The following is a 26,628-nucleotide window of genomic DNA, read 5'->3' on the forward strand; positions in this document are numbered from 1 at the left end:
ATAACAAATATTGTATATAGATTGATATAATGATTATATGATGTAAGAAATAGTTTAGGCAATAAAGATTAATATCTATTATTGTTATAAATTTTTATAGAAAATGGGGGCAGTTTTGAATGATAGGTAAAAGTTTAGCTAACGGATTAATGGCGGCAAACGGGGAGCAATTACGCTTAATTTATGTTTTAGTTATGGAGACTGGAATTTTTAATATGATAGCAAATAAAACGAAAGACTTTTTTAATAAAGGTGTAGACCATTCAAAGCAAGAGCTAGATTTCGAAATTGCAAAGCTAAAGGATGTGGATGACAATACACTACGTTTACAATTATTTTTATATATGACAAAAGAATTTGACCTAGCAGGGTCGTACTATAATACCTCTTATGAAATAGAGAATAAATGTGGAGAAATTCTTCAAAAAGCACATACACTTCAAATGAAAAAAGATAAAAATTATAGTGCGTTTGTATCACGTAATGAACATTTGACAATCGATAATCAATTAACATTGTATCAAATGCAAAAAATATTCGAGTCAATTGGTGGGGAGTTAAAAAATCTAACTGCGGATCAAGAAGAAAATTTTGCCAATCAAATTGAGCAATTTATTGAGTCTCTACCAACAGAGCAGCAAGAAAAGATTAAAGATAAATTAAATATTGATGCAGTAACAAGTGCTACGATAAAAAAACTCATTGCGACACAAGGCAGTGCTGTATTGTTGGCTGTTATTGTGGAGATAGCAGGATTTGCGGCGTACACAACTTTAACGTCGTTAATTGCTGGGACAGCTAGTTTGCTTGGATTGACATTACCTTTTAGTGCTTATATAACAGCAACATCTGCATTATCTGTTTTGACAGGACCAGTAGGCTTTATTTTAATTGGTGGATTTAGTAGCATGATGATGTTAACACAAAGTAAAAAAGTGAAGAAAACATTGTTACAGATGGGTATTGTTCAATTAATGCTACCAGTACTTTTAGGAGATGCGAAAGTATATGAGTATGATACTTTTATTCAAGAATGGTCTCAATTTTATAACGAGCAAAGTAAATTGTTAGATGTAATTGCTAATTATAAAAAGGAATGCGAAATGATAACGCAGCAATTAAAAATGAACAAAGATAGTCTAGTGTATTGCAATAATCAATTATCGGAAAGTACAAGTGCTTATAATAACATAGTGAATCAACTCATTGATTCTTTAATACTAGTAAGTGAATATGAAAAGACAGAGGTTTTCAAACAGAAGAGCATGAAAATTGAGGGTTTAGAAATGGAAGTGCGAACTAAGAAAGAGTCTATTAGAAAAAATAGACAGGTAGATTCTTTTTGGGGGAGAGTTAGCGGAATGGTTTCAAATATTTCATATGAAAATGATATTTCAAAAATAAAAAAACAAATCCATGAATTGAAAAGAGAACAAGCTGTTGAAGTGATTTCTATTCGGCCGATAAGCCTAAATAAAATGTGCAATGAAGCACATTTTATTATGAAGGAGAAACAAAAAGTAAATGAAAAAGTGACTAAGTTAAAAGAGCAAAAAAGAGATATTGAAAAAAACTTATCGACAGTAAATACCATGCTTTATGAAAAGAAAGATGAATTACGCGCATTACAAAAAGAAATCTATGGCTTAGGTGATATCGTATGATTCAAAATGAACAATTTTGGGAGTATTGGCGGAATGGTGAATTTGAACAGGCAATGAAATGCACAGTAGGTAAGAAAAATAAAAGAAAAGGTGCTAGGTTATTTGGGAGTACAAATCAAACAGAAGAAATGAATGGTATTGTCGGAATTAGTGTAGGTGAGTTTTTATATGATTATTTTATGATTAATCCTACCGTTGTTAAAGGAATTGACTTTGCACGTAGTGAGGATTTGAGTTCGATATTTTCATTGGCTCAGTTTGCAAAAACAGTCGATATAGACTTAGCTACAGGAGACATGGCTCAATTACAAGGATATGTAGCTGAACAAATGATTGCCCAAAGATTGGAAGCAGCAGGATATGATGTACAGTTTCCAGAAACCTCAAATCAAGCTGGATGGGATATTCTTATTGATGGGGAACAATTTCAAGTGAAGTGTGGTAGTAATAAAGCAATTGTTGATGAACATTTAGAACGTTATCCCGATATTCCTGTATATGTGAATGATGAATTGGCAATGCATTATTCAGATAACCCTAATGTTTATAGTATCGGGGTAACGAGAGAAGAAGTTCTTGAAGCAACACAATCTACTTTATCTCATGCAGAGGGGATACTTGATTTTGAGGTTCCTTGGATTTCGGCTGGGGTGAGTTCTTTTTACAATTTAAGGCGAGTTGTGAAGGAGCAATTACCTTTTCAGCTTGCAGCACGAAATGTGGCTATTGATACAACGAGTCGTGCATCATTAGCCGCTGCAGGACAAGTAGCTTGTACTTTTGCTGCGAAAGCCGTATTTGTATCAGGAGGAGCATTTGTTATAGTACTGCCTCTAGTAGGTGCTTTTGTCGGATTAAAACAGAGCTGGCGTGTTGCGAATAAGTTAAAGAAAATTCTTGCGAAGAAGGAATTTAGTCAATTAGAAATAAGTTTGCAGGATCTAGTTGTAGCTATGAAAAGACAATTGGGCTTGAAAGAAGAAATAAAGAAAGAAAAGTGGAAAAGTATTTTACACGAAATTTTTAATAAAAAACCTATAGTTAATTTAGAAGTGGTTCATCAGGGGAAAATTCAATTTCTCGGTAACATGAACAAGGAGCTTACTGCAATTGAACAGGAAATACATAAAGATGCTTTACGTGCATTTGAAAGGTTAATTGGAGTCTTAACAAAGTCAGGAATTCATGTACACAGTATTCGAAATGAACTTTTGAACGTAGAAAAATCAATGAAGGCATTATATAAGAAACTATAGTTTTTTGCTTAAGTAATTATATGATCTAAATTATAACTTCATTTTGCTATTCAATTCATATTTTTAGACGACACCTATAATGAGAATTAATCATTTTTTAGTGGGAATCCTAACGAAAAAGGATGGTGATAAAAATGACAATCGAACGAATTTGTACAATTGGGCCAGCAAGTAATAATAAAGAAACGTTAGCGCAGTTAATAGAGAACGGTATGAAAATTGTACGGCTTAATTTATCACATGGCACGCATGAAAGTCATAAAGACATCATTCGTTTAGTGAAATCTTTAAATGACTCTATTAAAATTTTAGGCGATGTACAAGGTCCTAAAATAAGATTAGGTGAAATAAAAGGAGAACAAATTATACTTCAGGCGGGAGATTCTTTTATTTTACATACGCAACCAGTTACAGGGAGTAGTACTGAAGCAAGTGTTGATTATGAAGGAATCGCGAATGATGTAAAAGTCGGCAGTAGAATTTTAATTAATGATGGCGAAGTTGAGTTAATCGTAGAGAAGGTAAGTACGGACAAAATAGAAACAAAGGTGAAAACAGGTGGTAATATCTCCTCTCATAAAGGGGTGAACTTACCAGGGGCAATCGTTAGTTTACCAGCTATTACAGAGAAAGATAAAAAAGATATTCAGTTTCTTTTAGAAGAGGATGTTGATTTTATCGCATGTTCTTTCGTGAGAAAACCTAGTCATATAAAAGAAATACGAGAGTATATACAACAATATAAAGAAACGTCACCTAATATAATTGCAAAAATAGAAACGATGGAAGCAATCGAGAATTTCCAAGATATATGTAAAGAAGTAGATGGAGTTATGATTGCAAGGGGGGATTTAGGAGTAGAGTTGCCGTATCAATTTATTCCGCTCTTGCAGAAAATGATGATTAAGGAATGTAATCGAACGAATACATATGTTATTACAGCGACACAAATGCTTCAATCAATGGTAGATCATTCTATTCCAACAAGAGCTGAGGTAACTGATGTGTTTCAAGCTGTACTGGACGGAACGAATGCCGTTATGCTTTCTGCTGAAAGTGCATCAGGAGAGCACCCGATTGAAAGTGTAAAAACATTACGTCTCGTTTCTGAATTCGCTGAGCATGTGAAAAAAGATGGTCCTTTTGTGATGAAATATGTACTCGAATTGCTGCATAAGTCTTTGGATGAGTGATAAAGTGAAACTTTAATCAGTGGGGGTTTTGTCCATCCCCACTGATTATTAGTTGAACCAATCGGGCTTTTACGGGCAGTTGATCTCCTACCTAACACCTCCGCATTTGCTGAATTTTGAGGTGGGAGTCTTACTGCCCGTTAATGTGGGATAAATAAAAAGAGGGCGGATATGCATCCGTCCTCGTGTTTTTAACTAATATTATTCTTGCTCTTGCTCGTCCAAAATTTTATCAAAAGCAGCAGATACTTTATCAAACTCTTCATCATTTTCAATGTATGAAAACTCATTATCTTCTTCTACTTTTAAAAAGAAAATATCAATGTCTTCCTCAGAATCTGTTTGAATGTCTTCTACGAAGGCAACTGCAATATATTCTGCGCCTTCGACATCCATCGCTCCAAGTACTTCTACTTCCTGATCCTCATTATTCTCATCACTGAGAGTAAACACTTCGCCAACTTCAATATCAGACATATCCATTCTCCTCCTGTTCGACTCTAAAAAATAGAGCGCTCAAACTGTATACATACTAACATATCTTTCCATGAAAAATCAATTTCATACATTCGAAAACAACTGATTCTTCAATAGAATAAGTATTTAGCTAGAAGGACTTTTATTTGTGAGTGCTATATTACTTAATCCATTCAACAATTGTATCCATAGTCTGTCTTGTTTTATCACGTTTTGGCTCTTCTTTACGGTAACCAAAGGCAACCATAACGGATACTTCAAGATTATCATCTTGTATAATGCCTTCTTGACGAAGTAAAGAATCTATTTTCTCTTTATCAAATCCTTCTATTGGACAAGAATCAATGCCAATTTGAGCTGCACTCGTCATCATATTACCTAAAGCAATATAAGATTGCTTAGATGCCCAATCAAATACAGCACGATCGGATTGTAACAAGTTAAAATCTGATTCCTGGAACTTTTTGAAGAATTCATATCTAATTTTTTGAGTGTCTTCAGATAATCCGATAATATCGTTCATCATATATTTAATATACTCTGCATCATAATGCATATCTTTAATGTTTCTTGAAAGAACTATGACAAAGTGACTAGCTGTTGCAAGTTGCCCACCAGCGCCCCATGAATACGGTTGTAGTTTTTCTCTTACTTCTTTATTTTGTACGACAATAAATTTCCAAGGTTCATATCCGAAAGAAGAAGGAGATAATCTTCCTGTTTCTAAAATAAATTTAAAATCCTCTTCTGAAATTTTGTGCATAGGATCGAATTCTTTACATGCATGTCTGAAATGAAAAGCCTCCATAATTTTTTCTTTTGTAATTTGTTTTGTATTTGTCATAAAAGTACCTCTTTTCATTAATTTATTTTTGTAAGTAAATTATATTTTTAAAGTAACATAGACACAAGTACGCACATTTATGTGTTATAGTATCAAAAAAGATACTATTGGTAAGGGAAGGGATTTATGATGGATTGTTCAAATGAAAATAATATAAATTACCCATTTTTAAATAAATATTCTTGTCCAGTTGAAGCTATGGTTGAGGTTATTGGCGGGAAATGGAAAGGGGTTATTTTGTATCATTTATTAGATGGTACAAAGAGGTTTAATGAATTAAAAAGATTAAAACCTAATATCACACAACGAATGTTAACACTGCAGCTGAGAGAACTTGAAGCAGACGGCATTATACATCGTGAAGTATACCGTGAAGTTCCTCCGAAAGTAGAATATTCGTTAACTGAGCTTGGTGAATCACTACGTCCAATGATTTTATTAATGATGGAATGGGCAACTCATAATATGGAGAAAGTTTTGGAGAGTAGAAATACAAAAAATAATAGTTAAGAGTTGTAGAAATAAAAGGTGTTTTCCATATGTGAAGACACCTTTTATTTCTATATTTTTTACTTTTTAACTTCAACTGCTGAAATTGCAAAGTCATTCAAGTTTACAGTTTTACCATACCAATCAGAGTGTTTGAAGATGATACCTTTACCATATCCTTCAGTTGAAGTACGATCCCATAGCGTTGTCGAATAGCTAGCAGTAGGGGATGCTGTACTTACAGAAGAAATTCTATTTTGCCAATTAGGAGGCAAATTTTTAAAACCGCTACTAAGAGAAAAATACTCGCCACCCTTATTTGCATGTTCATAGAAGTCTGTACTATTAGGTCCGCTCCCACCAACACCAAGGGGAGTGATTGTATGATTCCACCGTTGTTTATCTTTTTCAATAAAAGACTCTAAACTTTCTTTGCTCGAAAATCCATAAGATAACCAGTCTCCATTTTGATTTTGTTTCGGTAGAACTAATGTTATTTTTACGTCTTCCTTTGATGGAGCACCAAACTTGTTAAGCGCATCTACTGTCTTTTCATCTACAGTTACATATTCAAAAGAGGTAATCAAATAATCCTTTTCGGTACTAGCTGATACTGATCCCAATCCCACAGTTAATGATGAAATGGCGACCACTGCACCTACTATCAATTTTTTAAGCATGAATTCATCTCCTTTAAACTAAGTTTTTTTTACATAACTAAAATGTATGATAATTAATTTATATTGTAAATATTTAGAATTTTATAAAAATAAAACAGAATATTCTTTTATTAGTCTGGAGTAAGGAAAGTAATTTAAAAAAGGATTTACTTAAAAAGTAAATCCTTTTTGGGTGTTAACAATAAACTTAATGTGTGTGATGATTTTGCAATTTGCTAACCTACTTTAAAACTCTACTGATTATAGTTTCATGTTATCCAGTTATGAATCATACACTTCTTTTGCATTTGTAGAAGCCGCATCTAATAAAAGGAAAACAGCCGCTATAATATGTAGAACGATGTCTATATAAGGAAAGAAGGCAACTAGAGTAACGACAATACCTATATAATGAGGGTACGTATTCATGCCTGCTTTTTTAGCTAATAAAATAGTAGTGATATGTAAAGCAATCAATAGGAGCAAAGGTATCCCATATAGGTTAACAAGACTTGGAAATACATAATAACAAGGAAGTAATAAAAGGTGATAGATACCTGTAGTCCACTTTAGTGCTTGTATGTAGGTTTTCAAAATCAATCCTCCTAAAACAATTCATATCTATATATTACCAAAATTAATAGGTGATTGGATATTAGTTGGATATAATTATTTTATGTTAACTAATTGTTTCGTTATCTTTAAAATAGAAAAACCACCCAAACGAGGGTGGTTCGTATTATAAATAACTACTTAAAGAAGAAAGGGAGACTTTCACCTCACTACCTTCCTTCATATTCCGCAGCATAACGGTGTCTGTACTAAGTTCTTCTTCCCCAATAATAAGCACATAAGGGATATTCTCTTTATTTGCATAATTAAGGGCACGTTTTAATTTACGGCCTGCTAGTTCGAGTTCAACTTTTAAGGAAGTGGTAGAACGTAATTGCTGAGCAATTTGTAAACATTGTAATTCTGTCCCGAGTGGGATGATAAATACATTCGCTGTAGATGATACTGTTTCTCTCTGTGATAGTGCTGTATAAATAACGTCTAAGCCGAATGAAATACCGACTGTTGGATAGTTCATATTATCACCACGGAATGCTCCGATAATATTATCGTATCGACCGCCGCTACCGATGCTGGATGTAATTGAGCCGTCTTTTAGAAAGATTTCATACACGGTACCTGTATACATTGTAAGTCCTCGCGCTAAAAACGGATTGAATATAGCATTTTCATTTATTCCAAGGGCGATTAAATATTGCTGTAATTGTTGCAATTCGTTTACTCCATCGGCAACGAGTGGAGTATTGAAAGCTTCTTTAAAGTCAGCAATTGTAAGCTTTAGACAAGATAAAACAGTATTACATATCGTATCAGCCATTTCTTCAGAAATTCCGCGCTCTAATACATCTTTTCGTACACCATCAATCCCAATCTTTTCGATTTTGTCTAATGATAAAATGACGTCACTCGTTCGTTCAGTAGGGATGTTAATGGACTCGAGAATACCGTTTAACAATTTTCGGTTATTATATTGAATCGTTACTTCTAAGTTTAACGTTCGGAACAGTTCAAACGCCATACTCATAAGTTCCGCTTCTGCCATGACAGATTCTACACCAACTATATCAACATCACATTGAATGAACTCACGAAATCTACCTTGTTTAATTGGCCCATCTCGAAATACTTTCCCAATTTCATACCGTTTAAAAGGAAGGCGAATATTCGGATTCATTGCCACAAATTTTGCGAATGGAATAGTTAAATCGTAGCGTAAGGCAAGGTCGCGTCTTCCTTGATCCTGAAGCGTATATATTTCTTTTAATATTTCATCGCCACCGCCGTACTTGTAAGACATAAGCTCATACATATTTAACGTTGGTGTTTCTAACGGTTTACATCCGTATCGTTCAAACGTATCTTCACAAGCTCTTTTAATTTTATTTCGCAACACTTGTTCCTCTGGTAAATAGTCTTTCGTTCCTTTTACATTTTTCATTTCCATTATAATCACTCCTTTTTAAATTAAAAAAAGCTATGCGGATATAAAAATACCCACATAGCTTTATGAACGCTTCGTGGGTCAACAGGAAAAGCCCTGTACCCACGAAGAAAAATTTTTCTTCGGATACACGGCGTTACGTATGATGATGAAGTTGGAAAGAAGTATTAACATTTCGCATGACAAATCTCTCCTTAACATAAGTTTTTCAAAATTATATCAGATGATTTTTGAATTATCAATATTTTTAGTTTTGAAATATACGTGAAGTTATGTAGGAGAAATGGAAAAGGTGTATAATAAAACTTAATAATATGAAATAACCTGTTAAGGAGACCGTTATGAAAAAAGATAAAACAAATGCGATGCGAATATTAGATAAAGAAAAAATTGAATATTCGATGATGTCATATGATCCAGATGATGGGAAAATTGATGGCGTATCAGTAGCCGAGAAAATTGGACGAGAAGTGAGAGAAGTATATAAAACGTTAATCGCTCAAGGGAATAGTAAAAATTATCATGTGTTTATCATACCAGTAGATGAGGAACTGAATTTAAAAGCTGCCGCAAAAGCGATCAGTGAAAAGAAGATTGAAATGATTGCTGTAAAAGATATTACGAAAGTGTCAGGCTATATTCGCGGCGGTTGTTCACCAGTCGGAATGAAAAAGTTATTTTCTACATGTATTGATGAAAGAGCTCAATCACTTGAAACGATTATTGTAAGCGGCGGGAAAATTGGTATACAAATTGAGCTTAAAGTGGATGACTTGGCGAAAGTGACGAGAGCGCAGTTTAGTGAAATAACGAAATAATGATACATAGGAAAAGAAGTTTTAGTTTTAGTGAATTTAGATAAAGATTTATAGGATAATTAGTCCGTTTTGTCTTAGAAAGGTGTAGATTTTTTTGAATACAAAATTAATCATAGTAGAAGGGCTTCCTGGTTTTGGGAAATCCACCACTGCAAACTTGCTTTACGATATTCTCATTGAAAAAAATATTGACGTTCAGTTATTTCTGGAAGGAAATCCAGACCACCCTGCTGATTATGATGGGGTATCTTGTTTTGATAAAAGTGAATTCGAAAGTTTGTTAGTGAATAGTGGTGATTTTAGGGAAATAATTAGTGATAGAGTCACGAAGCGAGGAAACAATTATTTATTGCCATATAAAAAAATTAAAAATGAACCCAGCTCTAATTTTCCTGAAAGTTTATTAAATACCATTTTTAAAAATGATATATATGAATTACCGCTAGAGAGAAATATTGAATTAATAACTGAAAAATGGAGAGATTTTGTTGAAATTGCCAACAACGAAAATAAAATTTATATTTTTGAATGTTGCTTCATACAAAATCCATTAACAATCGGAATGGTTAAATATGGTGAAGAAAAAGAGAAAGTTAAAAGTTATATTAATGCATTAGCGAAAATCATAGAGAAATTAAATCCAGTATTGATTTATATAGAACAAGATGATTTAGAATTCTCATTCAGAAAGGTATTTAATGAAAGAGCAAAAGAATGGTCTGCTGGATTTATTGAGTATTATACAAATCAAGGGTATGGGAAAATGAAAGACTATCACGGTTTAGACGGAACAATTAAAGTTTTAGAAGCAAGAAGAGATATTGAAAGAGAAATATTTGATATGTTAAATATAAAAAAGACGAAAATTGATAATTCACAATATGAAGCTATCAAGTATAAGTCAATGATAATTGAAAGATTGAAATTACTTGAATTTCTAGATTAATTTTGTTCAATTAACGCATACGTTAGTTACATAATACTTTCTAAGGGCTGTCTAATTGGATAGTCTTTTTTTATGATAAGAACTTCTCATATCGAAAATTATATAAATAAACTGTTCACTGGATTCTCATAGAAAACGGTGGTGAGATAAAATTTTTGATTTTGCAGCACTTCAAAATCTTAGCTAGATGGCTATGTATCGGTACCCCGCAATAAAAAGGCAGGAACATAACAAATATGTTCCTGCCTTTGATTTTATCCCACTATTTGTGAGTCGGGCTGCCCGTAAAAGCCCGATTGGTGAGGGTGGATTATCCTTTTTTATTTACAAACTGGATAAAGATTGAATGTCCGGTTTAAAATAGGCTGTAATTTGAATCGTTTGTTTGGCCTTGGGGGAGGACAAAGGCTCGGTGCGAGGACTTTAAATAAACAAGCAGAGTTACTCACAAAGATAGACAAAGGAATGGAGCGTGTTTTAATGAAGGTTCAAGAAATACCCATAAGAAAGCACGTATTGGGGATGCTAATATTTTGGGAAAATCCCACACTAAGAGTATGCAATATTTTATACAGTTTTTTTGCTAATCCAGTAATAAACAAGAACCCTAAAACCGTGCTAGTATAGGAATGTATAAAAAAATGTATAGATTTATAGAACTAAAAAAGAAATGGAGAGAACAATGAGTATAAACTATCCATTTAAACCAAAATCAAATCGTTATTTAGTACCAGGACAATTTTGGGCATCGATAAAGGGAGAAATAATAGATTAAAATTTATAAATTGATTGAGCATCTAAAAGGAGTATAAAGTATTTTGAAAAAAACTAAAATGAGAAACTATGTGAAATTATTTATTCTTTACTTAATTATTGTTTTAATATATTTCCTATTGTTTGATTACAGTAAAGTATATATTAAGGAAAAAATAAATAACGAATTTTTATTTCAATTATATCTATTAATAGGACGTATTAGTATGGGTTTGGGAATATATTTTATTCCAGAGAAGCTAGGTATTAAGATTAAATTTAGATTTAAATTTCTTATAGCAGTTATCGCAATTATAACTACTATAATTTTTCTTGATATAGTTGGTTTAATTGAATAGCTTTGATAACTTCCTATATCGAAAACTATGCAAATAAGCTGTTCACTGGATTCTCATAAAAACTGTGGTGAAATGAAATTTTTGATTTTGCAGTACTTGAAAATGTTAGCTAGATGGCTATGGATCGGTACCACACAATAAAAAGGCAGGAACATATCAAATATGTTCCTGCCTTTCATTTTAGAGAGCTGTTTCCTAGCAGTTGATTTTGTTAACGAAAGTCGACTTTAAATCAATATAGGTGTAGGCTTACAATAAAATTAGAACAATTATACAACACCTTATAAATAATCCAGGCTATTTAATATTAGGAGGAAGCCAACTATACACATAATCCATGACAGTGCTGATCCTGAATGATTAGCGATTTTCATTCGGAGCCTCTCAAGAGGTTTTTGCATCCACCGACCAAACAGGAGATAGAAGAGAAACAGCACGAGAGAGGGCAATACCATAATAAAGTTGTATCCAGCTAAAATAGAAGACCATTCTATCCATGATAGATTAGAAGTAGTTAAAATGCCGATTGCTGCAAAATAAGGAAATGCAGTTCCCGCTTCAATTAATGTAGTAGTGAATCCGAGCGCAATCATTGAAAGAATGCTATTTGATTTTGGTGAAGGGAGCTTTAAATTTTTCTTTGGTGGAATATAAAAGCTTGCGATGAATAATAGGGCCCCAATAATAAATAACGTCCAGCTTACGATTCGGTTTTGAAATACGTCAGAAATAATCTCAAACAAAAAATCTAATCCTAACATGAGTGAAACTCCAACAGCAAAATAACATCCAGCTACCGTCAATAAATAAACGAATAATCGTTTCGTAAGACTCTCATTATCTGTTAAAAGTAGATATATTGTTACTCCTATTGTAGTAGGGCTTAGCGTGTCCAATATAGCCAATCCGCCTATTAGGAGAAATTGTTCTGTATCCATCGCTCATTCCCCCTTATTTCGGCTCAAGATTATTTTTTTCAGTCATAAATATGGCATATGCCTCGTTCATAAACTGAAGCACATCTTGGTCGATTGGATATAAACTGAGTTTATCGGATTGTTTTGGAGACATCCTTATCTCCCAAAGCTTATTTAAAAATTCATCCTCCCCTTCAAATTCTTCTAAGCGTTTTTCATCCATTCTTCTCATGATATTTTGAACTTTCGTTGCTTTTGGGCCGTCTTTCATATAACGCTTTAATTGGCCGATGAGAGCAATCCATTCAAGTGAATCAGAACAGTCACTTGCCATTTTAGGAACCTTTTCCAATAGCTTTATTTCTTTTTCTTTAAATACTGATTCGCGATAATACTGTTGTATATCTTTATTTTTGCTGGATAATTGCATAATCTTTTGAATCGCAATCCAGCTTTCTTCTCCTTCTATCGCAATTCCATTTATCAATTCCCGTAAGGATAATTCTATTTTCTTTAAATTTTCCTGCTCTTTTATTACGTAAGATAATTGACTCTGTAAACTATCCGACCAATCCCAATCATTGAAGTCGAGCATATTTTTAATCTCTTGTAACGGAAATCCAACTTTTTTAAAAAATTGAACTTGCTGTAGTTTTTTTATTTCTTCATTTGTATATAAACGATGGCCACCTTCTGTTTTTGATGCTGGTTTTAATAATCCGATTTTATCGTAATAACGCAGTGTCCTTACTGTAACGCCTGTCAGTTCTCCAACTTTATTAATGTGTATCAATTAATAAACCTACCTTTCTGTACGTTAAGATTTTATCGTTAACGATTATTTTCTTCATACCACATCTATTCTTCTTTACTAAAAAGGTTTTTCAGTAAGTAGCCTGTTCCTAAGCCAATTAGTACACCAGGAAATGCATGATCCAATGTCAGTCCGATCCCTGCACCTATAATGACACATCCATAAATAATAATATCGCCTTGTTTCATCTGAAAACCTCCTATTTTTCTAATTTCTTTTATGAAATTGCTAAATAGTAGCTACTTAACAGTATATAAAATGACCCAACGTCAACTTCAAGTGTTTTTGATTTTTATTAATACATTTATATAAACCTTTAAAGCGCCCTCTAACGGAAGATTTAATTTCAAAATATTTTGCGGGCTTATCGTTCCAAAATATTTATACTAAACAATATAATAGGGGTGTGTTGTTAATAGGTAGAAAGATTAGTTTTAAGAAAGAACATGCTTTAACTAAAGCTATGCATTTATTTTGGGAGAAAGGTCATGATGCTACAAATATCAGATCTTATTGAAACGAAGGGCATAAGCCGAGCTACTCTCTACGATAGTTTTTGAGGTAAGGATGCACTATTTAAACTAGTTCTGGAACATTATAAAAACTTCGGTGCCTTAGCATATAGAATTCACGTATTGTTTTTGCTATCCTGAGTTGAAATGGGAGGGGATGTCTTTTGGGGAGCATACCTCTAAAGTTATTTTTTAAATCAATCCTATTTTTTTCTTATGCGGGATTGTTGTTTATTCTATATTTCAAATTATGTTTGTCTGGAGTGTTTGGACAGGATTAGGAAGGGATGATATAGTCGAATTTTCTGATAATAAGCATGTGATTGGTCGTCCACCTGTTAGCTATAATTTATATAAAAAAGATAGTGGGGAAACTATATTAGATAATGTTATTGGTTATAAAAAAGGAAAAACGAAAAGCTATGTTCGGAATGAAATTGAATTTGTAGTGATAAATGAGATAAAGGGTAGCTATGAATTGTATAAAATAGAAAAGGCTTCAGAAAAGGATATAGAACGGCTGAAAGAAATGCAGAAATTAGAATGAAAGAGACTATCTGAAGGATAAAAATGCTGTTGGGTTAGACTTCGCAATGGCTGAATTGTACGTGAGTAGCGAAGATGAGAAATCCAATTATCCTCGCTTTTATCGTCAGATGTTAGACAGATTAGCAAAAGCGCAATGAGTATTAGCAAGGCGCGTAAAAGATTCAGCTCGCTGGAAGAAATAATTGTGAAGTGGATAGAGGCGCATTTTATCTCGTAATACGAGGGAAAAAGACTTCCAGCTCAATATAAGGCGAAAGTGAGAAAGCTTAACTGTTTATAAAAGATCGGTTGTTGTAGGTGGATTTAGTTTAGTATTTAGAATGTAAGTTTTTAGTGGTATTTTTCGCTTGAAAATGTATAAAAAAAATAATTTATCATTTAAAAACGAACATTAAAAATTATTTTAATAAAAATGTTCACTTTTAGATTGCGTGCACACTAAAAGTTTGATATATTACCAATATAATAATTTTACACATCATCACTCGTATATACTCGGTAATATGGTCCGAGCGTTTCTACCTAGTTCCCAATGAAAGAACTGGACTACGGGTTAAAGTGTTCGGCCGTGCTGTTCAATGAGCACTATCGATCTATAATTTTGCATTTGTTTTACCTTATGCTTAATTAACTTTGACTATCGTAGTTCTAGAAAGTAGAGATTTTTCTACAGTTTCTAGAACTTTTTTGTTTGGACCAAAAGTATCGAGTATAGAAAACAACAAGAGAAAGAGGAGATTATTTATGAAGAAGAATACGTTAAAAAAATGTGCTGCCCTAGTAACTACTGTTGCATTGTCATTCTCGATACTTGCGGGATGTAATGCGAGTCCGAAACAAGTTGAGGCAAAAAACAATCAAAAACCTATCTTAATTCAAGGGCCAATGCCGATAGAAGCTGAAAAGTTTGCAAAAAGGTTAAAAAATGTGAAAGAAGAAAAGTCTGGAACTTTCGTATTTTATAAAGGCACTGTCGACAATTATCCTGTAATCGTAGCGAAAACAGGTAAAGGAATGGAAAATACAGCAGCCGCTACAGCAGTGGCTATTGAAAAATATAAGCCTAAGGCGATTATTAACCAAGGAACATCAGGTGGACACGATCCAAATTTAAACGTATTTGATATTGTTTTAGGAAAACAAGTAGCAAACATAGGTTCATTAAAAACAACAAATATGGATGAGAATCAAGGGATTGAACCGACAAAATGGATTTCAATGGACTTATTGGCTTCGGAAGGAAGTGCAGGAGAAGATCCAAATGCTGAGAAAATCCGATACTACGAGGGAGATAAGGATTTACTTGCAGCAGCTAATGCGGTAAAAGATAGATATACAAAAGGTAAAGTGGTGGAAGGGACTATAGGTTCAGCAGATCTTTGGAATAATGAAGTGGATAGAATTAAGTGGTTCCATACAAAATACGGTACATCTGTAGAAGAAATGGAAGGTGCTGCAGTAGCGCAAATTGCAAAAGCTTATGACGTACCATTTTTAGGGATTCGAGTATTATCTAACAATAAAACAAACGGTGGCAAATACAATCCAAATACAGCGGCGGCAAATCAAGAATATGTATATGAAGTAGTTAAAAAGTATATAGATTCGATACCAAATAAATAGTATTAGTTCTGTCCAAAGATAAAAATGTTATCATTACTGCACAATGTGTTGTGAACTCAGAATTACCAAAGTTCCTTTCATTAAAATAGATTGGTGCCTTACATGGTATCCAATCTATTTTTGTATTAATCCTTCAGAGGAAGAAGGGTTTTACAAAAAAATAAATACAATTATAGAAAAAGGAAAAGTCAAACTATAATCTTAATTTTTATTCAAAATGTTTTTTGAACGATTTATCCCACTTTAATGGGCAGTAAGACCCCCACCTCAAAATTCAGGGGAAGCAAAGAAGTTAGGTGGGGGATCAACTGCCCATAAAAGTCCGATTGGTTCAACTAATAATCAGTGGGGGATGAAGAAAACCCCCACTGATTAAAGTTTCACTTTATCAAATATGCATAATTGCATAAAAAAATTAAAAAATATAAGTTAACATTAAACTACTTTTTAATTGTAAAGAATATTTTAATAATCTTTACTAGAGAAGGATATTCCTTGAGAAGTAGATAAACCAAAAGTGTGAAAATAATACAGACTCAATAGAGTTTTGTATTAAATAAAAAGAAAAGGATGGGTATGGCTTTCTAAAAGTTTTTTTGGGGGTAGAAAGCACTTTTTAGTTAATAGCTTCAAATTATATTTTAAAGGGGAAATGGGTATATGAAGTTTCGAAATACAAAGCTTGCTATGGTTACACTATCTTCATTTTTTATTTTAGGTACTGCATCTTTATCATTCACAGATATCATACACGGTGAAGTAGCTTCTGCATCACCACAAGAGATTACTGTAAAAAGCTATGACGATACATATTATAATAATGCAATAGGAAAAACGGGTTTAGAATTAAAGAAGGAACTTCATAATATTATTGATGATCATACAAAGTTATCATACAGTGCGGTTTGGGAAGCACTAAGAGATACTGATGAAGATCCAAATAATAAAAACAATGTGATACTCTTATATACTGGGCGTTCGCAAGGGAAACTTACGAATGGTTCAGGAGTTGATAATTGGAACCGAGAGCATGTTTGGGCAAAATCTCACGGTGATTTTGGAACGACTGCAGGAGCTGGAACAGATTTGCATCATTTAAGAGCGACGGATGTATCTGTAAATAGTTCACGTGGAAATCTGGATTTTGATAATGGTGGTGTGAATCATTCGGAAGCGACAGAATGTAAATACGATAGTGATTCTTGGGAACCTCGTGATAGTGTAAAAGGAGATATCGCTAGAATGCTATTTTACATGGCTGTTCGTTATGAAGGAGACAACGGCGAAATAGACTTAGAATTAAATGAAAAGGTGAATAACAATAAAGATCCATACATGGGCAAACTATCCGTTTTACTAAAATGGAATGAACAAGACCCGGTAGATGATTTAGAGCGAAAGCGTAATGAAGTGATTTTTACGAAATATCAACATAATCGTAATCCTTTTATTGATCATCCGGAATGGGTAAATAAAATTTGGAACTAAAATACTTAAAGGTATTTTACTTTGAGAGAAGGGATTGATCACTATGATCAATCCCTATTTATATCTATACTAGAATAAATGATTTTTATAGGAGAGGAGGATAGATATTTTATCAAGTTAAGTATAATATGAGCCTTTTAATACGGTCCCCATTCAATATTCACACCAGCAATAAGGAAAATAAGTCCGATGATAAACCAACTGAATGCAAGTGGAGCCATAAATCGAATCCATTTTCCGTAAGAAATGCCGCTCGCTGCGAGGAAGCCCATTAAAACACTGGAAGTTGGATTGAGGCAGTTCACTACTCCTTCGCCAAGCATAACAGCTTGTACTGTAACTTGGCGTGTAATGTGCATGAAATCGGCTAATGGGGCTAATATCGGAATGAAAATAACAGATTCTCCTGTCTCGAATGAAATGAGGAAATGTAATGCCGCACTACTTACATACATGCCGATAACGCCAAATACAGGGCTATGTCCTTCGAGAGACTGTGCGAGTTGGTTAACGATTGTATCAAGTAATTTCCCTTGTTCTAAAATGAAAAGTAATTGCTGATTATGAAATTTATTAATAACATGATAGATTAAACCGTCAAGAGCACCTGTTTTTTCAAGAATGCAATAGCTCCACCTGTAAATAAAATTAAGAAGATGATAGGAGCAGCAAGTGTCATAGCTTTTTCAATAGCGGTAAAAAAAGAAACAAATCCTACCGGCGATTGTGGAACAGAATGATAACTTCCTGGTATTGTCGTTGTAACAGTACCGTTTGTAACTCTTTTAAATTCTCCAGCTGGAACGAAATATGTAGCAATGGCACAAAGTCAGGCAATAAAAAATAGTAGTACGTACGCGTCAGGCATTTTAAACTTTCGTTTACTCGGCTATTTTTTTACCTCGGTATGTAATTGCATAAAACCCCTCCTTTTTCACTTTATTAATTTTTAATATTCTGAAATTTATTTGTGAAATAGATTATAATAAAGGTGCCTTCTTAAGGCAATAGTTTTTCGTTCCCTTTCCTGCAATACAAATTCTTGCAACATTAGACAGGGAAACGAAAATAATCCAAGAATAAGTTATTATAGAAAGAATAAGGAAAAGAGGGAAAAAGATGTGGAAAACTACGGATCTATGTGATGAGTTTGAAAAGGATTTACAAATATGTCGCCAGTCTTTTCGGTCTTTTGGGAAGAAAGAACAATTTCACGGGAAAATTGCAACGGTAAAAGTGAAGGATGATAACGTACTAGTGAAAGAAGGATTGCAAACACTACCAGAAGGAACGGTATTAGTTGTTGATGGCGGAGCGTCCACGAATTGTGCGTTACTTGGTGATAATTTGGCTGCTATTGCGGAGGAAAGAAAGCTGGCAGGAATTATTGTGAATGGATATGTTCGTGATTCTAGTGAACTAAAGCATATTAATATTGGTATTTTAGCGCTAGGAACGATGCCAAATAGAAGTGTAAAAGAGGGAAAAGGAGAGCGTGATATTTCATTGCAATTTGGACAAGTAGAATGGAAGCCGAATGAATATGTATATGCGGATGAAGATGGCGTTATTATTAGTGAAAAGAGATTACATGGTTAAAGGCTAGTAAGTTACTATTCTTAGAAAATAAATCCGATAAAGCATGGACAAAATTCTTTGTCAATAGTAAAATAATACAGAAATTTATAATTAACAGAATGTATAGGTTTATCGTTTTACGATAACTGAAATGGAAGTAAGTAGTGCCTAGAAAAGTGAACGTTATCACAATGATACGTTCATAAACAAAATTATTTTTCCTATACAAATATAGCCGCGAATGATGCGGGTAGGAGGTGTTGCACAGTTTGTTCGACACTTACAAAAAAAGAGTGTCAATTGCACGCCCTTGAAGGGCCTTTTTTTGTGTAAATAGTAGTAAGGGAGGAAATTTGGGGATGGCAATGTTGAAAAAATGGCTGCTTACGTCGTTAATGGCAGTTACACTCGTATTTGTTTCTTTTGCGAATACAGTACATATTACGTTTGCTGAAGGAAATACAGCAAAACTTGCAATTATTGGGGAATCACAAAAGGGCATTATGTTATGTCCAAAAGAAGAGCAACTTAAAGATGGGGAAACAGCTTTAAGTTTGCTGCAAAAGGTCATGGGGGACAAAGTAGAATCTGAAACGATGTCGTTTGGAACATATGTAAAAGGCATCGACGGTTTAATGGCCGGGGCTACAAGTGGTTGGACGTACGATGTAAATGATACATCTGCACAAGTTGGGGCAGATAGTTATAAATTAGAGTCTGGTGATGTTGTTGTTTTCCGCTTTGTTTCAGACTGGAGCAATATGAGCCAGGAAACATTACAGCAAACATTAGATAAATTTGGTACTTGTAAAACTGTAGAAGAACCAAAGACAGATGATCCGAAACAAGAAAAACCAGAAGAACCAAAAACGGATGATCCAAAACAAGAAAAACCAGAAGAACCAAAAACGGATGATCCGAAACAAGAAAAACCAGAAGAACCAAAAACGGATGATCCGAAACAAGAAAAACCAGAAGAACCAAAAACAGATGATCCAAAACAAGAAAAACCAGAACAACCAAAGCAAGAGAACATTCAAATTCCAGCAGCGAAAGTAAATGAAGCAATCTCTAAGACATCTGAAAAGATGTTACAAGATGGAATTGAAAGTGATTGGGTAGCTTTAGGCCTTGCTCGTTCTGGAAAGAATGTTCCAATTGAGGCGAAATTAAATTATGTTAAGGCAGTAACTGAAAAAGTAGAAAAGCGTATTAATCGTTTTTCAGCGACAGATTTAGCTAGAACGATTATTATGATGAATGCAATGTATGCAGACCCTACAAAGGTAGGCGAACATAATTTAGTTCAAAAATTGTATGAATCAGATAAAGTGAATTCTGTGACAGGTTATACATTTGCTTTACTTGCATTTGATACGAAGAAATATGAAGTTCCAGTGAATTCAAAATGGAACCGAGTTGCTTTAGTAGATGCGCTATTAAACGCGCAACATACGGATGGCGGCTGGACTTACGATAGCGCAAGCAGTAAAGACAGTGCTAGTAGCGTTGATGTAACAGGTATGGTTTTATCAGCATTAGCTCCTTATCAAGATCGACCAGATGTGAAACCAGCTGTAGAAAAGGCTGTTGCCTATTTATATAAACAGCAGCTAGAAAATGGTGGTTTTTCTGCTGATGGACAAGAAAATTCTAATAGTGCAGCGCAAGCAATTATTGGATTATCACTTGTGAAAGATGTAGATCAAAACCGTCTACATAAGGCAATGCAAAATCTTCTGTCATACCAACTTCCAAATGGTGAATTCAAATGGTTACCAAGCGATCAAAACGGTAGCGGAATGGCAACAGAGCAAGCGTTATTAGCGTTACTTCAGTTTAAAGAACTTGGGAAATCGATTTATGATTGGTCAAATGTATCTGTTCCTGAAATCGATACGAAACCAAATGTGGACTCAGAAAATGTTGTAGTAGAAAAAGAAGTTACTGAACAACCAGAAGAACAAAAACAAGTACAACAAGAAACGAAAGATGACAATTTAAAAGTTGTTATTGATAACGAACCGGTTAAAAGCAAAAAGTCAGGAAACGGTAGCACGTTACCAAAAACAGGTGGATCTTCTCATAGTGCAGCTACAGAAGTAGGTATGGGTGTATTATGTATTGCTTCTGCATATGTATTATGGAGACGTAAAGCGGCTTAACAAAAATTAGGAGCAATCATTTGCTCCTAATTTTATCCCGCATTAACGGGCAGTAAGATCCCCACCTCAAAAGTTAGCGAGTGCGAGGAAGTTAGGTGGAGATTAACTGCCCGTAAAAGCCCGATTGGTTCAACTAATAATAAGTGGGGGGTGGAAAAGCCCCCCACTTATTAAAGTTTCACTTTATTATGAAAGGTGAGAGACAACATGAGTAAGATGAAGTGGTTTATTTCTTTAATGCTTTCAATGGGGCTACTTGCCGGGTGTGAAGAGGCAGCTGTAAAGCCTGAGAAAAAAGTAGAACCAAAGCAAGAAGAGGTAGCAAAACAAGAAGAGAAAAAAGATGAAGCGAAACCGGAAGAAAAGCCGGAGGAAAAACAAGCTGAACAAGAGCAAAAGCAGCAAGACGAGCAGAAAGAGAAGCAAGAGCAAAAAGTAGAAGAGAAGCCGAAACAAGAAAAGCCGCAGGCACAACCGGAAGTAAAGAAAGAAGAGAAACCTCAGGAACAGCCTGCTACTAAGCAACCAGAACAGCAAAAAGCACAAGAAGAGGAACCACAACAGCAACAACAACCGAAAGCACCAGAAGTAAAAGAAGAAGCGAAGGTTGTTAATCAGCCGAAAGAAACACCGAAGCAGGAGCAAAAGGTTGATCCGAATAAAGAGGAGAAAACGATACCGACTCCGACCGTTCCAAAGCCAGTACCACCCAAAACAGAAATAGTACCAGATTCAGTACCAGTACCTAAACCGCAAGCGAAACAAGTTACGATCTCAGTAAAAGGTGATGAAGGATACTTATTAGGTGCGAAAAAAATGGATGTACAAGAAGGCGATACTGTTTATAAAGTATTACAACGTACAGGTTTAGATGTGGATGCAATGGGTTCTAAAGGTGATATTTACGTAAAAGGTATTAATGATTTATATGAAAAAGATGTAAATGATAATAGTGGATGGAAATATCGTTTGAACGGTTCGTTTCCAAACTATAGTGCGGGTGTAGTTACAGTGAAGCCAGGAGATACAATCGAATGGGTGTATGTATACTAAATTAAGAAAGGCATTCGGTAAAGGACTATGAAAATAAGTTTTTCTTCTTTACATCCTTTTGTGAATTTTTTCTATTATATCGGGGTGATGATACTATGTATGATGTGTCTTCATCCTCTTTTTTTAATTGGAGCAATTCTATTAATCGTTATAATTAATGTGATGCAAGGGAATAGCGAAAAGATAAGAAAGATGTTACCGAGCACAATTGTTTTCTTTTTTATGGTCATTTTATTTAATTCGTTATTAACACATAGAGGTCGAACTACGTTATTTTGGTTAGGTGATAGCCGCATTAAGCTTGAGGCGATTATGTATGGAGTCGTAATGGGGTTATTATTAGTTGCGATTATGTTTACGTTTGCTTCGTATAATGATATTATTTCAAGTCATAAATTTTTATATTTATTTTCTAGAATTTCACCGAAAGTAGCATTGTTAACGATGATTACAGTGAGGTTTGTTCCTTTGTTTATGAGGCGATTACAGAAAATAACACTCGTCCAAAAAACGAAAGGTGTACAAGTAGACGCAGGTTCCATTGTGGAACGGGTGAAAAATGGTATGCAACTATTGCAAGTATTATTAATTTGTTCGTTAGAAGATGCACTGCAAACGGCAGATTCTATGCAAGCTCGCGGATTTGGTGTAACGAAGCGTACGACATATATTCGGTATAGAATGGAAAGACGAGATTGGTATACGCTTAGTTATTTAAGTATTCTATTTATAATTGCTATTGTATGTAGTACGTATGGCGGAGGAAAGTTAATCATTTATCCGAAAGTCGAATCTATTCTATTTCAGCAATACGATGGAATGATGTTTGGCGTATTTACGATGTTTATTAGTCTACCAATTATAATGGAAGGAAGGGAATGGGTATGGTGGCGCATGCAGAAATAAACAATTTATCATTTGTATATGCTGATGAAAACGAATATGCGTTACAGCATATTTCTCTTTCTATTCAAAAAGGAGAGTTTATTGCACTTGCTGGAGGATCAGGTTCTGGGAAGACGACTTTATTAAAACATTTTAAAAAGGAATTACTTCCAATCGGTAAGCGTACTGGAGATACATATTATGATGGTACTTTATTAGAAAATGTACCGGATTTATTATCTGCACAAGAAATTGGTATGGTATTTCAAAATCCAGAAAATCAGCTCGTAATGGATACAGTCATTCAAGAATTAGCATTTTCTTTAGAGAATGTTGGATTACCATCACATATTATTCAAAAACGAATAGCAGAGCTCATTAGCTTCTTAGGATTTCAAGATTTATTGCACCAATCTGTTCATACGTTATCTGGTGGACAAAAACAACTTGTCAATTTAGCTGCCGTACTAGTTATGCAGCCAAAACTATTATTATTAGATGAACCAACAGCGCAGTTAGATCCAATTGCAGCGAAAGAATTTTTAGGATTGTTAAAACGTATTAACGAAGAACTTGGAATTACGATCGTTTTAAGTGAACATCGTTTAGATGAAGTGATACCACTTGCTACGCGCGTTATTTGTATGAATAATGGCCAAATCGTGTATGATGGAAATCCTAAAACGGTTATAGCGAACATGTGGGAAGTAGAAAACTTTCGTCCATTTATTCCGCAAATTCCAAGATTGTTTTTAGAGTGGAATGCAAGAGATATTCCATTTACAGTGCGAGAAGCACAAATGAAACTGAATAACTTTTCAGAGATATCATATGTGAATGAGCCAATAGCACAAAGTGAAAAGCAAGAAGTCATTTTAAGTGCAGAGCATATTTCGTTCCAATATGAAAAAAATAGTCCACTTATTTTACGAGATTTAACCGTATCGATTGAAAAAGGAAAATGGGTAGCTCTCGTTGGGAAAAATGGTACAGGTAAATCTACACTGTTAACGATTTTAGCGGGGTTGCAAAAAGCGAGAAGAGGGAAAGTAAAGTGGAATGGGAAAGTGATACATAAAATTGATTCGAAAGAACGATTTAAAAGGATCGGGTATGTATCACAACATCCGTACTATCATTTTACATTTGATACAGTGTGGGAAGAAGTATATGAACGTGCACGTGAATTATACGGAGAACAAGGAAAAGAAATAGCAGAAGGTATGCTAAAACAGTTTTGGTTGAGCTCGCTTAAAGAACGCCATCCGCACGATTGTAGCGGGGGAGAGCAACAACTACTTGCGTTATGTACAACGTTATTATCAAAGCCGACCTTATTATTACTTGATGAACCGACAAAAGGATTAGATCCATGGAAGAAAGAAAGAGTAGGAGAACTATTTAGGAAGTTGCAAAAAGAAGGTACAACAATTGTAATGGCGACGCATGATATTGAGTTTGCAGCGAAATACGTTGATCAATGTATGATGTTATTTGACGGAGCAGTCATTATGAATGACGCACCGAAAGAATTTTTTAGTGGAAACTTCTTTTATACAACATCTATCAATCGATTCATTCGAAAAGAATTGCCATTTGCATTAACGTGGGAGGATGTGTACGAAGCGTGTCCAAACGATATGTTGCATTCATAGTATGTATTTTTGCAGTAATAATAGGCACATTACTCTTTACGACACTTATCATGGACGGTTATTACATGTTAAGTAGTTTGTTTTTATTAGTTGTTATCATGTTACCGTTTTATATCCGCTTTGAAAGAAAGGCGTTTGTTTCACGTGAAATTGTGCTTGTTGCTGTGTTAGCGGCAATTGCAGCAGTTAGCCGCGTACCCTTTTCGATATTGCCAAGTGTACAGCCGACTTCTTTTGTCATTATCGTTTCTGCGATCGTATTTGGGAGTGAAACTGGTTTTATGATCGGGGCAACAGCGGCTATCGTATCTAACATCTTTTTAGGACAAGGTCCGTGGACGCCGTGGCAAATGTTTTCGTGGGGGATGATTGGTTTTATAGCTGGATTATTACGTAATACATTTTTAATGAAAAAGCTATGGGGAAGACTTCTATACGGATTATTTGTTGGATTTTTATTTGGCTGGATTATGAACTTATGGGGGCTTCTCGGGTTTATAGGTGAGGCAACGTGGGAATCAGTCATTTCGTACTATATTGCAAGTTTTTATTTCGATTTGAGCCATGCGATTTCGAATGTTATTTTCTTACTACTATTTAGTACGTCTTGGATTACGATTCTTACAAGATTCAAAAAGAAATATGGCATATTAGATAAGCATAACATGGCATAGAAAAGCATATTCATATAAGGTAGGGTCGCGACTTACATATTCGTTTGCCTCTTTCATGCTTCTTACATATTGTAAGGAGCATTTTTTATTGTCAAAAAATAGTCCAATATATATCCGTTACTATATAAAATTATTTGTATAATAATAGGTGAGAACTATTTTCAAAAGGGAGGTGTATAGTTAATGAAGTTAGTTATTCCGAAGCAACACGGTGCATGGGCCATGCTCGTTATACCATTTCTATTAAGTGTCATTCTTGGGAAACCTACTATGTATCATATTCCATTGTTTTTAGCATGGTTCTTTATCTATTTAGCTACGTATCCGTTTCTTACGTACATAAAGCAAAGACGAAAAAAAGAGTATTTACATGCAGCAATTGTATATTTTAGCATCGCTTTTGTATTTGGGATGATTTCTCTATTATATGAATGGCGTATTCTTTTATTCGTAGCAGTAATGATTCCATTATTTATTGTAAATATGCATTACGCTCGTCAAAAAAATGAAAGAGCATTACTAAATGATATTAGTGCGATTATTGTTTTCTGTATTGGTGGTTTAGTTAGTTATTATTTTTCAATGAAACTCATAGATAAAACAGCACTATTTATTGCGCTTATATCATTTTTATATTTTTTAGGAAGTACGTTTTATGTGAAAACGATGATTCGTGAGAAAAATAATCCGAAATATCGTTTTATATCTTGGGGTTATCATATTCTGTTAACGATAATCGTGTTTGCTATCAATCCATGGTGCTCTCTTATCTTTATACCGAGTGTCATTCGAGCAATTATGCTGTATGGCAAAAAGATTTCTATTATAAAAGTAGGGGTTTTAGAAATTGCTAATTCTGTATATTTTTTAATTATAACGGTAATAATTATGAAGTATGCCATTTGAAAAAACTTCCCACCTTATGATGGGAAGTTTTTTCAATCTTGTTCTAAAATATGAACGGTGTAATCACAGCGTTGAATAGCTTGTTCGATCGCATAAAGTGATTGTTCAATACGTGCGCGATTAAAATCTTTTTCAACAGTTTGTAGTGCTTCTTCTAAACAATGTTTTGCTTCTTGTAATGATTGAAAAGAATCTTGTACATATCCGCGAGCATTTTGATGCATTTCATACTCCTCCTTAAATATTCATATATGTATAGTATGAACGGTAAAGAAGAAAATATTATTTGTTATATTTGTTTGACAATTAAAATGAAATTACGTATAGTAAGAATTAA

The 26,628-nt window shown here is 34.1% G+C and carries 24 protein-coding genes, 4 pseudogenes and 1 riboswitch; of the genes and pseudogenes, 18 read left to right on the forward strand and 10 right to left on the reverse strand.

Going from position 1 to position 26,628, the window contains the following annotated elements; all coding sequences use genetic code 11:
- Positions 1-119: 119 nt before the first annotated feature.
- From ACTFOB_RS21700 to ACTFOB_RS21710, 3 genes are all read left to right on the forward strand, one after another.
- Positions 120-1,664 (forward strand): hypothetical protein, encoded by a 1,545-nt coding sequence (locus tag ACTFOB_RS21700; RefSeq protein WP_440028983.1) that lies wholly within the window; start codon positions 120-122, stop codon positions 1,662-1,664.
- Positions 1,661-2,920 carry a hypothetical protein gene (locus ACTFOB_RS21705; protein ID WP_440028981.1) on the forward strand — a complete coding sequence of 420 codons (1,260 nt, stop codon included), beginning with the start codon at positions 1,661-1,663 and terminating at the stop codon, positions 2,918-2,920. The genes ACTFOB_RS21700 and ACTFOB_RS21705 overlap by 4 nt, the downstream gene beginning before the upstream one ends.
- A 122-nt stretch (positions 2,921-3,042) precedes the next feature.
- On the forward strand, positions 3,043-4,113 hold the full coding sequence (locus ACTFOB_RS21710) for a pyruvate kinase (protein ID WP_440028979.1): 1,071 nt from the start codon (positions 3,043-3,045) through the stop codon (positions 4,111-4,113).
- Between the two features lie 201 nt (positions 4,114-4,314).
- Here ACTFOB_RS21710 and ACTFOB_RS21715 read toward each other — a convergent pair whose 3' ends face one another.
- Both ACTFOB_RS21715 and ACTFOB_RS21720 read right to left on the reverse strand, forming a co-directional pair.
- On the reverse strand, positions 4,315-4,596 hold the full coding sequence (locus ACTFOB_RS21715) for a DUF1292 domain-containing protein (protein WP_097819705.1): 282 nt from the start codon (positions 4,594-4,596) through the stop codon (positions 4,315-4,317).
- A 154-nt stretch (positions 4,597-4,750) separates the two neighbouring features.
- A complete protein-coding gene (locus ACTFOB_RS21720) occupies positions 4,751-5,434 on the reverse strand; it encodes an NAD(P)H-dependent oxidoreductase (RefSeq protein ID WP_440028977.1) in 684 nt (227 codons plus the stop codon).
- A gap of 129 nt (positions 5,435-5,563) precedes the next feature.
- Between ACTFOB_RS21720 and ACTFOB_RS21725 the strand changes: the two genes are divergently transcribed.
- Positions 5,564-5,944, forward strand: coding sequence for a winged helix-turn-helix transcriptional regulator (locus ACTFOB_RS21725; protein WP_000340656.1), 381 nt, complete (start codon positions 5,564-5,566; stop codon positions 5,942-5,944).
- Between the two features lie 59 nt (positions 5,945-6,003).
- Here the strand turns inward: ACTFOB_RS21725 and ACTFOB_RS21730 are convergent, their stop codons facing one another.
- From ACTFOB_RS21730 to ACTFOB_RS21740, 3 genes are all read right to left on the reverse strand, one after another.
- Positions 6,004-6,603 carry a hypothetical protein gene (locus tag ACTFOB_RS21730; protein ID WP_440028975.1) on the reverse strand — a complete coding sequence of 200 codons (600 nt, stop codon included), beginning with the start codon at positions 6,601-6,603 and terminating at the stop codon, positions 6,004-6,006.
- Positions 6,604-6,864: 261 nt separating this feature from the next.
- Entirely contained in the window at positions 6,865-7,176 is a 312-nt protein-coding gene (locus ACTFOB_RS21735; RefSeq protein ID WP_440028974.1) for a hypothetical protein, read from the reverse strand.
- A gap of 145 nt (positions 7,177-7,321) precedes the next feature.
- Positions 7,322-8,599 (reverse strand): histidine--tRNA ligase, encoded by a 1,278-nt coding sequence (locus ACTFOB_RS21740; protein WP_440028972.1) that lies wholly within the window; start codon positions 8,597-8,599, stop codon positions 7,322-7,324.
- Between the two features lie 338 nt (positions 8,600-8,937).
- Here ACTFOB_RS21740 and ybaK point away from each other — a divergent pair, with 338 nt between their 5' ends.
- Together ybaK and ACTFOB_RS21750 are read left to right on the forward strand one after the other, a co-directional pair.
- Positions 8,938-9,414, forward strand: coding sequence for a Cys-tRNA(Pro) deacylase (gene ybaK / locus ACTFOB_RS21745; RefSeq protein WP_440028970.1), 477 nt, complete (start codon positions 8,938-8,940; stop codon positions 9,412-9,414).
- Positions 9,415-9,508: 94 nt separating this feature from the next.
- A complete protein-coding gene (locus tag ACTFOB_RS21750; RefSeq protein WP_440028968.1) occupies positions 9,509-10,360 on the forward strand; it encodes a hypothetical protein in 852 nt (283 codons plus the stop codon).
- Positions 10,361-11,753: 1,393 nt separating this feature from the next.
- Here ACTFOB_RS21750 and ACTFOB_RS21755 read toward each other — a convergent pair.
- The 3 genes from ACTFOB_RS21755 to ACTFOB_RS21765 all read right to left on the reverse strand — a co-directional run bounded on the left by ACTFOB_RS21755 (position 11,754) and on the right by ACTFOB_RS21765 (position 13,391).
- On the reverse strand, positions 11,754-12,410 hold the full coding sequence (locus ACTFOB_RS21755) for a GAP family protein (protein ID WP_440028966.1): 657 nt from the start codon (positions 12,408-12,410) through the stop codon (positions 11,754-11,756).
- Between the two features lie 13 nt (positions 12,411-12,423).
- A complete protein-coding gene (locus ACTFOB_RS21760; protein ID WP_440028964.1) occupies positions 12,424-13,182 on the reverse strand; it encodes a MerR family transcriptional regulator in 759 nt (252 codons plus the stop codon).
- 65 nt (positions 13,183-13,247) lie between these two features.
- Complete coding sequence (locus ACTFOB_RS21765) at positions 13,248-13,391, reverse strand: hypothetical protein (RefSeq protein WP_440028962.1); 144 nt, start codon at positions 13,389-13,391, stop codon at positions 13,248-13,250.
- Positions 13,392-13,618: 227 nt separating this feature from the next.
- On the opposite strand from ACTFOB_RS21765, the pseudogene ACTFOB_RS21770 reads away from it, so the two are divergent.
- The 5 genes and pseudogenes from ACTFOB_RS21770 to ACTFOB_RS21790 all read left to right on the forward strand — a co-directional run.
- Positions 13,619-13,760 (forward strand): annotated as a pseudogene (locus ACTFOB_RS21770) (TetR/AcrR family transcriptional regulator); the annotation flags it as partial.
- A gap of 119 nt (positions 13,761-13,879) precedes the next feature.
- A pseudogene (locus tag ACTFOB_RS21775) lies at positions 13,880-14,262 on the forward strand (hypothetical protein).
- Positions 14,263-14,281: 19 nt separating this feature from the next.
- Positions 14,282-14,398: pseudogene (locus ACTFOB_RS21780) on the forward strand (RNA-guided endonuclease TnpB family protein); the annotation flags it as partial.
- Between the two features lie 331 nt (positions 14,399-14,729).
- Positions 14,730-14,833, forward strand: a riboswitch (purine riboswitch).
- 175 nt (positions 14,834-15,008) lie between these two features.
- A complete protein-coding gene (locus tag ACTFOB_RS21785; protein ID WP_440028960.1) occupies positions 15,009-15,887 on the forward strand; it encodes a 5'-methylthioadenosine/S-adenosylhomocysteine nucleosidase in 879 nt (292 codons plus the stop codon).
- Between the two features lie 660 nt (positions 15,888-16,547).
- Positions 16,548-17,375, forward strand: coding sequence for an endonuclease I family protein (locus tag ACTFOB_RS21790; protein ID WP_016135002.1), 828 nt, complete (start codon positions 16,548-16,550; stop codon positions 17,373-17,375).
- Positions 17,376-17,512: 137 nt separating this feature from the next.
- On the opposite strand, the pseudogene ACTFOB_RS21795 reads toward ACTFOB_RS21790, so the two are convergent.
- Positions 17,513-18,243: pseudogene (locus ACTFOB_RS21795) on the reverse strand (hypothetical protein).
- Between the two features lie 251 nt (positions 18,244-18,494).
- On the opposite strand from ACTFOB_RS21795, the gene rraA reads away from it, so the two are divergent.
- The 7 genes from rraA to ACTFOB_RS21830 all read left to right on the forward strand — a co-directional run bounded on the left by rraA (position 18,495) and on the right by ACTFOB_RS21830 (position 26,291).
- Positions 18,495-18,974 carry a ribonuclease E activity regulator RraA gene (rraA, locus tag ACTFOB_RS21800; RefSeq protein WP_440028958.1) on the forward strand — a complete coding sequence of 160 codons (480 nt, stop codon included), beginning with the start codon at positions 18,495-18,497 and terminating at the stop codon, positions 18,972-18,974.
- 338 nt (positions 18,975-19,312) lie between these two features.
- The gene (locus tag ACTFOB_RS21805; protein WP_440028955.1) at positions 19,313-21,118 is read left to right on the forward strand and encodes a DUF4430 domain-containing protein; all 1,806 of its coding nucleotides are present in this window, start codon (positions 19,313-19,315) and stop codon (positions 21,116-21,118) included.
- A 207-nt stretch (positions 21,119-21,325) separates the two neighbouring features.
- Positions 21,326-22,171, forward strand: coding sequence for a DUF4430 domain-containing protein (locus ACTFOB_RS21810; RefSeq protein WP_440028952.1), 846 nt, complete (start codon positions 21,326-21,328; stop codon positions 22,169-22,171).
- 27 nt (positions 22,172-22,198) lie between these two features.
- Positions 22,199-23,077, forward strand: coding sequence for an energy-coupling factor transporter transmembrane component T (locus tag ACTFOB_RS21815; RefSeq protein ID WP_440028948.1), 879 nt, complete (start codon positions 22,199-22,201; stop codon positions 23,075-23,077).
- A complete protein-coding gene (locus ACTFOB_RS21820) occupies positions 23,050-24,711 on the forward strand; it encodes an ABC transporter ATP-binding protein (protein WP_440028944.1) in 1,662 nt (553 codons plus the stop codon). The genes ACTFOB_RS21815 and ACTFOB_RS21820 overlap by 28 nt, the downstream gene beginning before the upstream one ends.
- Positions 24,684-25,385, forward strand: coding sequence for an ECF transporter S component (locus tag ACTFOB_RS21825; RefSeq protein ID WP_440028941.1), 702 nt, complete (start codon positions 24,684-24,686; stop codon positions 25,383-25,385). The genes ACTFOB_RS21820 and ACTFOB_RS21825 overlap by 28 nt, the downstream gene beginning before the upstream one ends.
- 183 nt (positions 25,386-25,568) lie before the next feature.
- A complete protein-coding gene (locus ACTFOB_RS21830; RefSeq protein ID WP_440028938.1) occupies positions 25,569-26,291 on the forward strand; it encodes a YwiC-like family protein in 723 nt (240 codons plus the stop codon).
- A gap of 32 nt (positions 26,292-26,323) precedes the next feature.
- Here ACTFOB_RS21830 and ACTFOB_RS21835 read toward each other — a convergent pair whose 3' ends face one another.
- A complete protein-coding gene (locus ACTFOB_RS21835; protein WP_000554029.1) occupies positions 26,324-26,515 on the reverse strand; it encodes a hypothetical protein in 192 nt (63 codons plus the stop codon).
- Positions 26,516-26,628: the final 113 nt, after the last annotated feature.

Source organism: Bacillus cereus group sp. MYBK79-1 (genome assembly GCF_051915365.1).
GTDB lineage: Bacteria > Bacillota > Bacilli > Bacillales > Bacillaceae_G > Bacillus_A.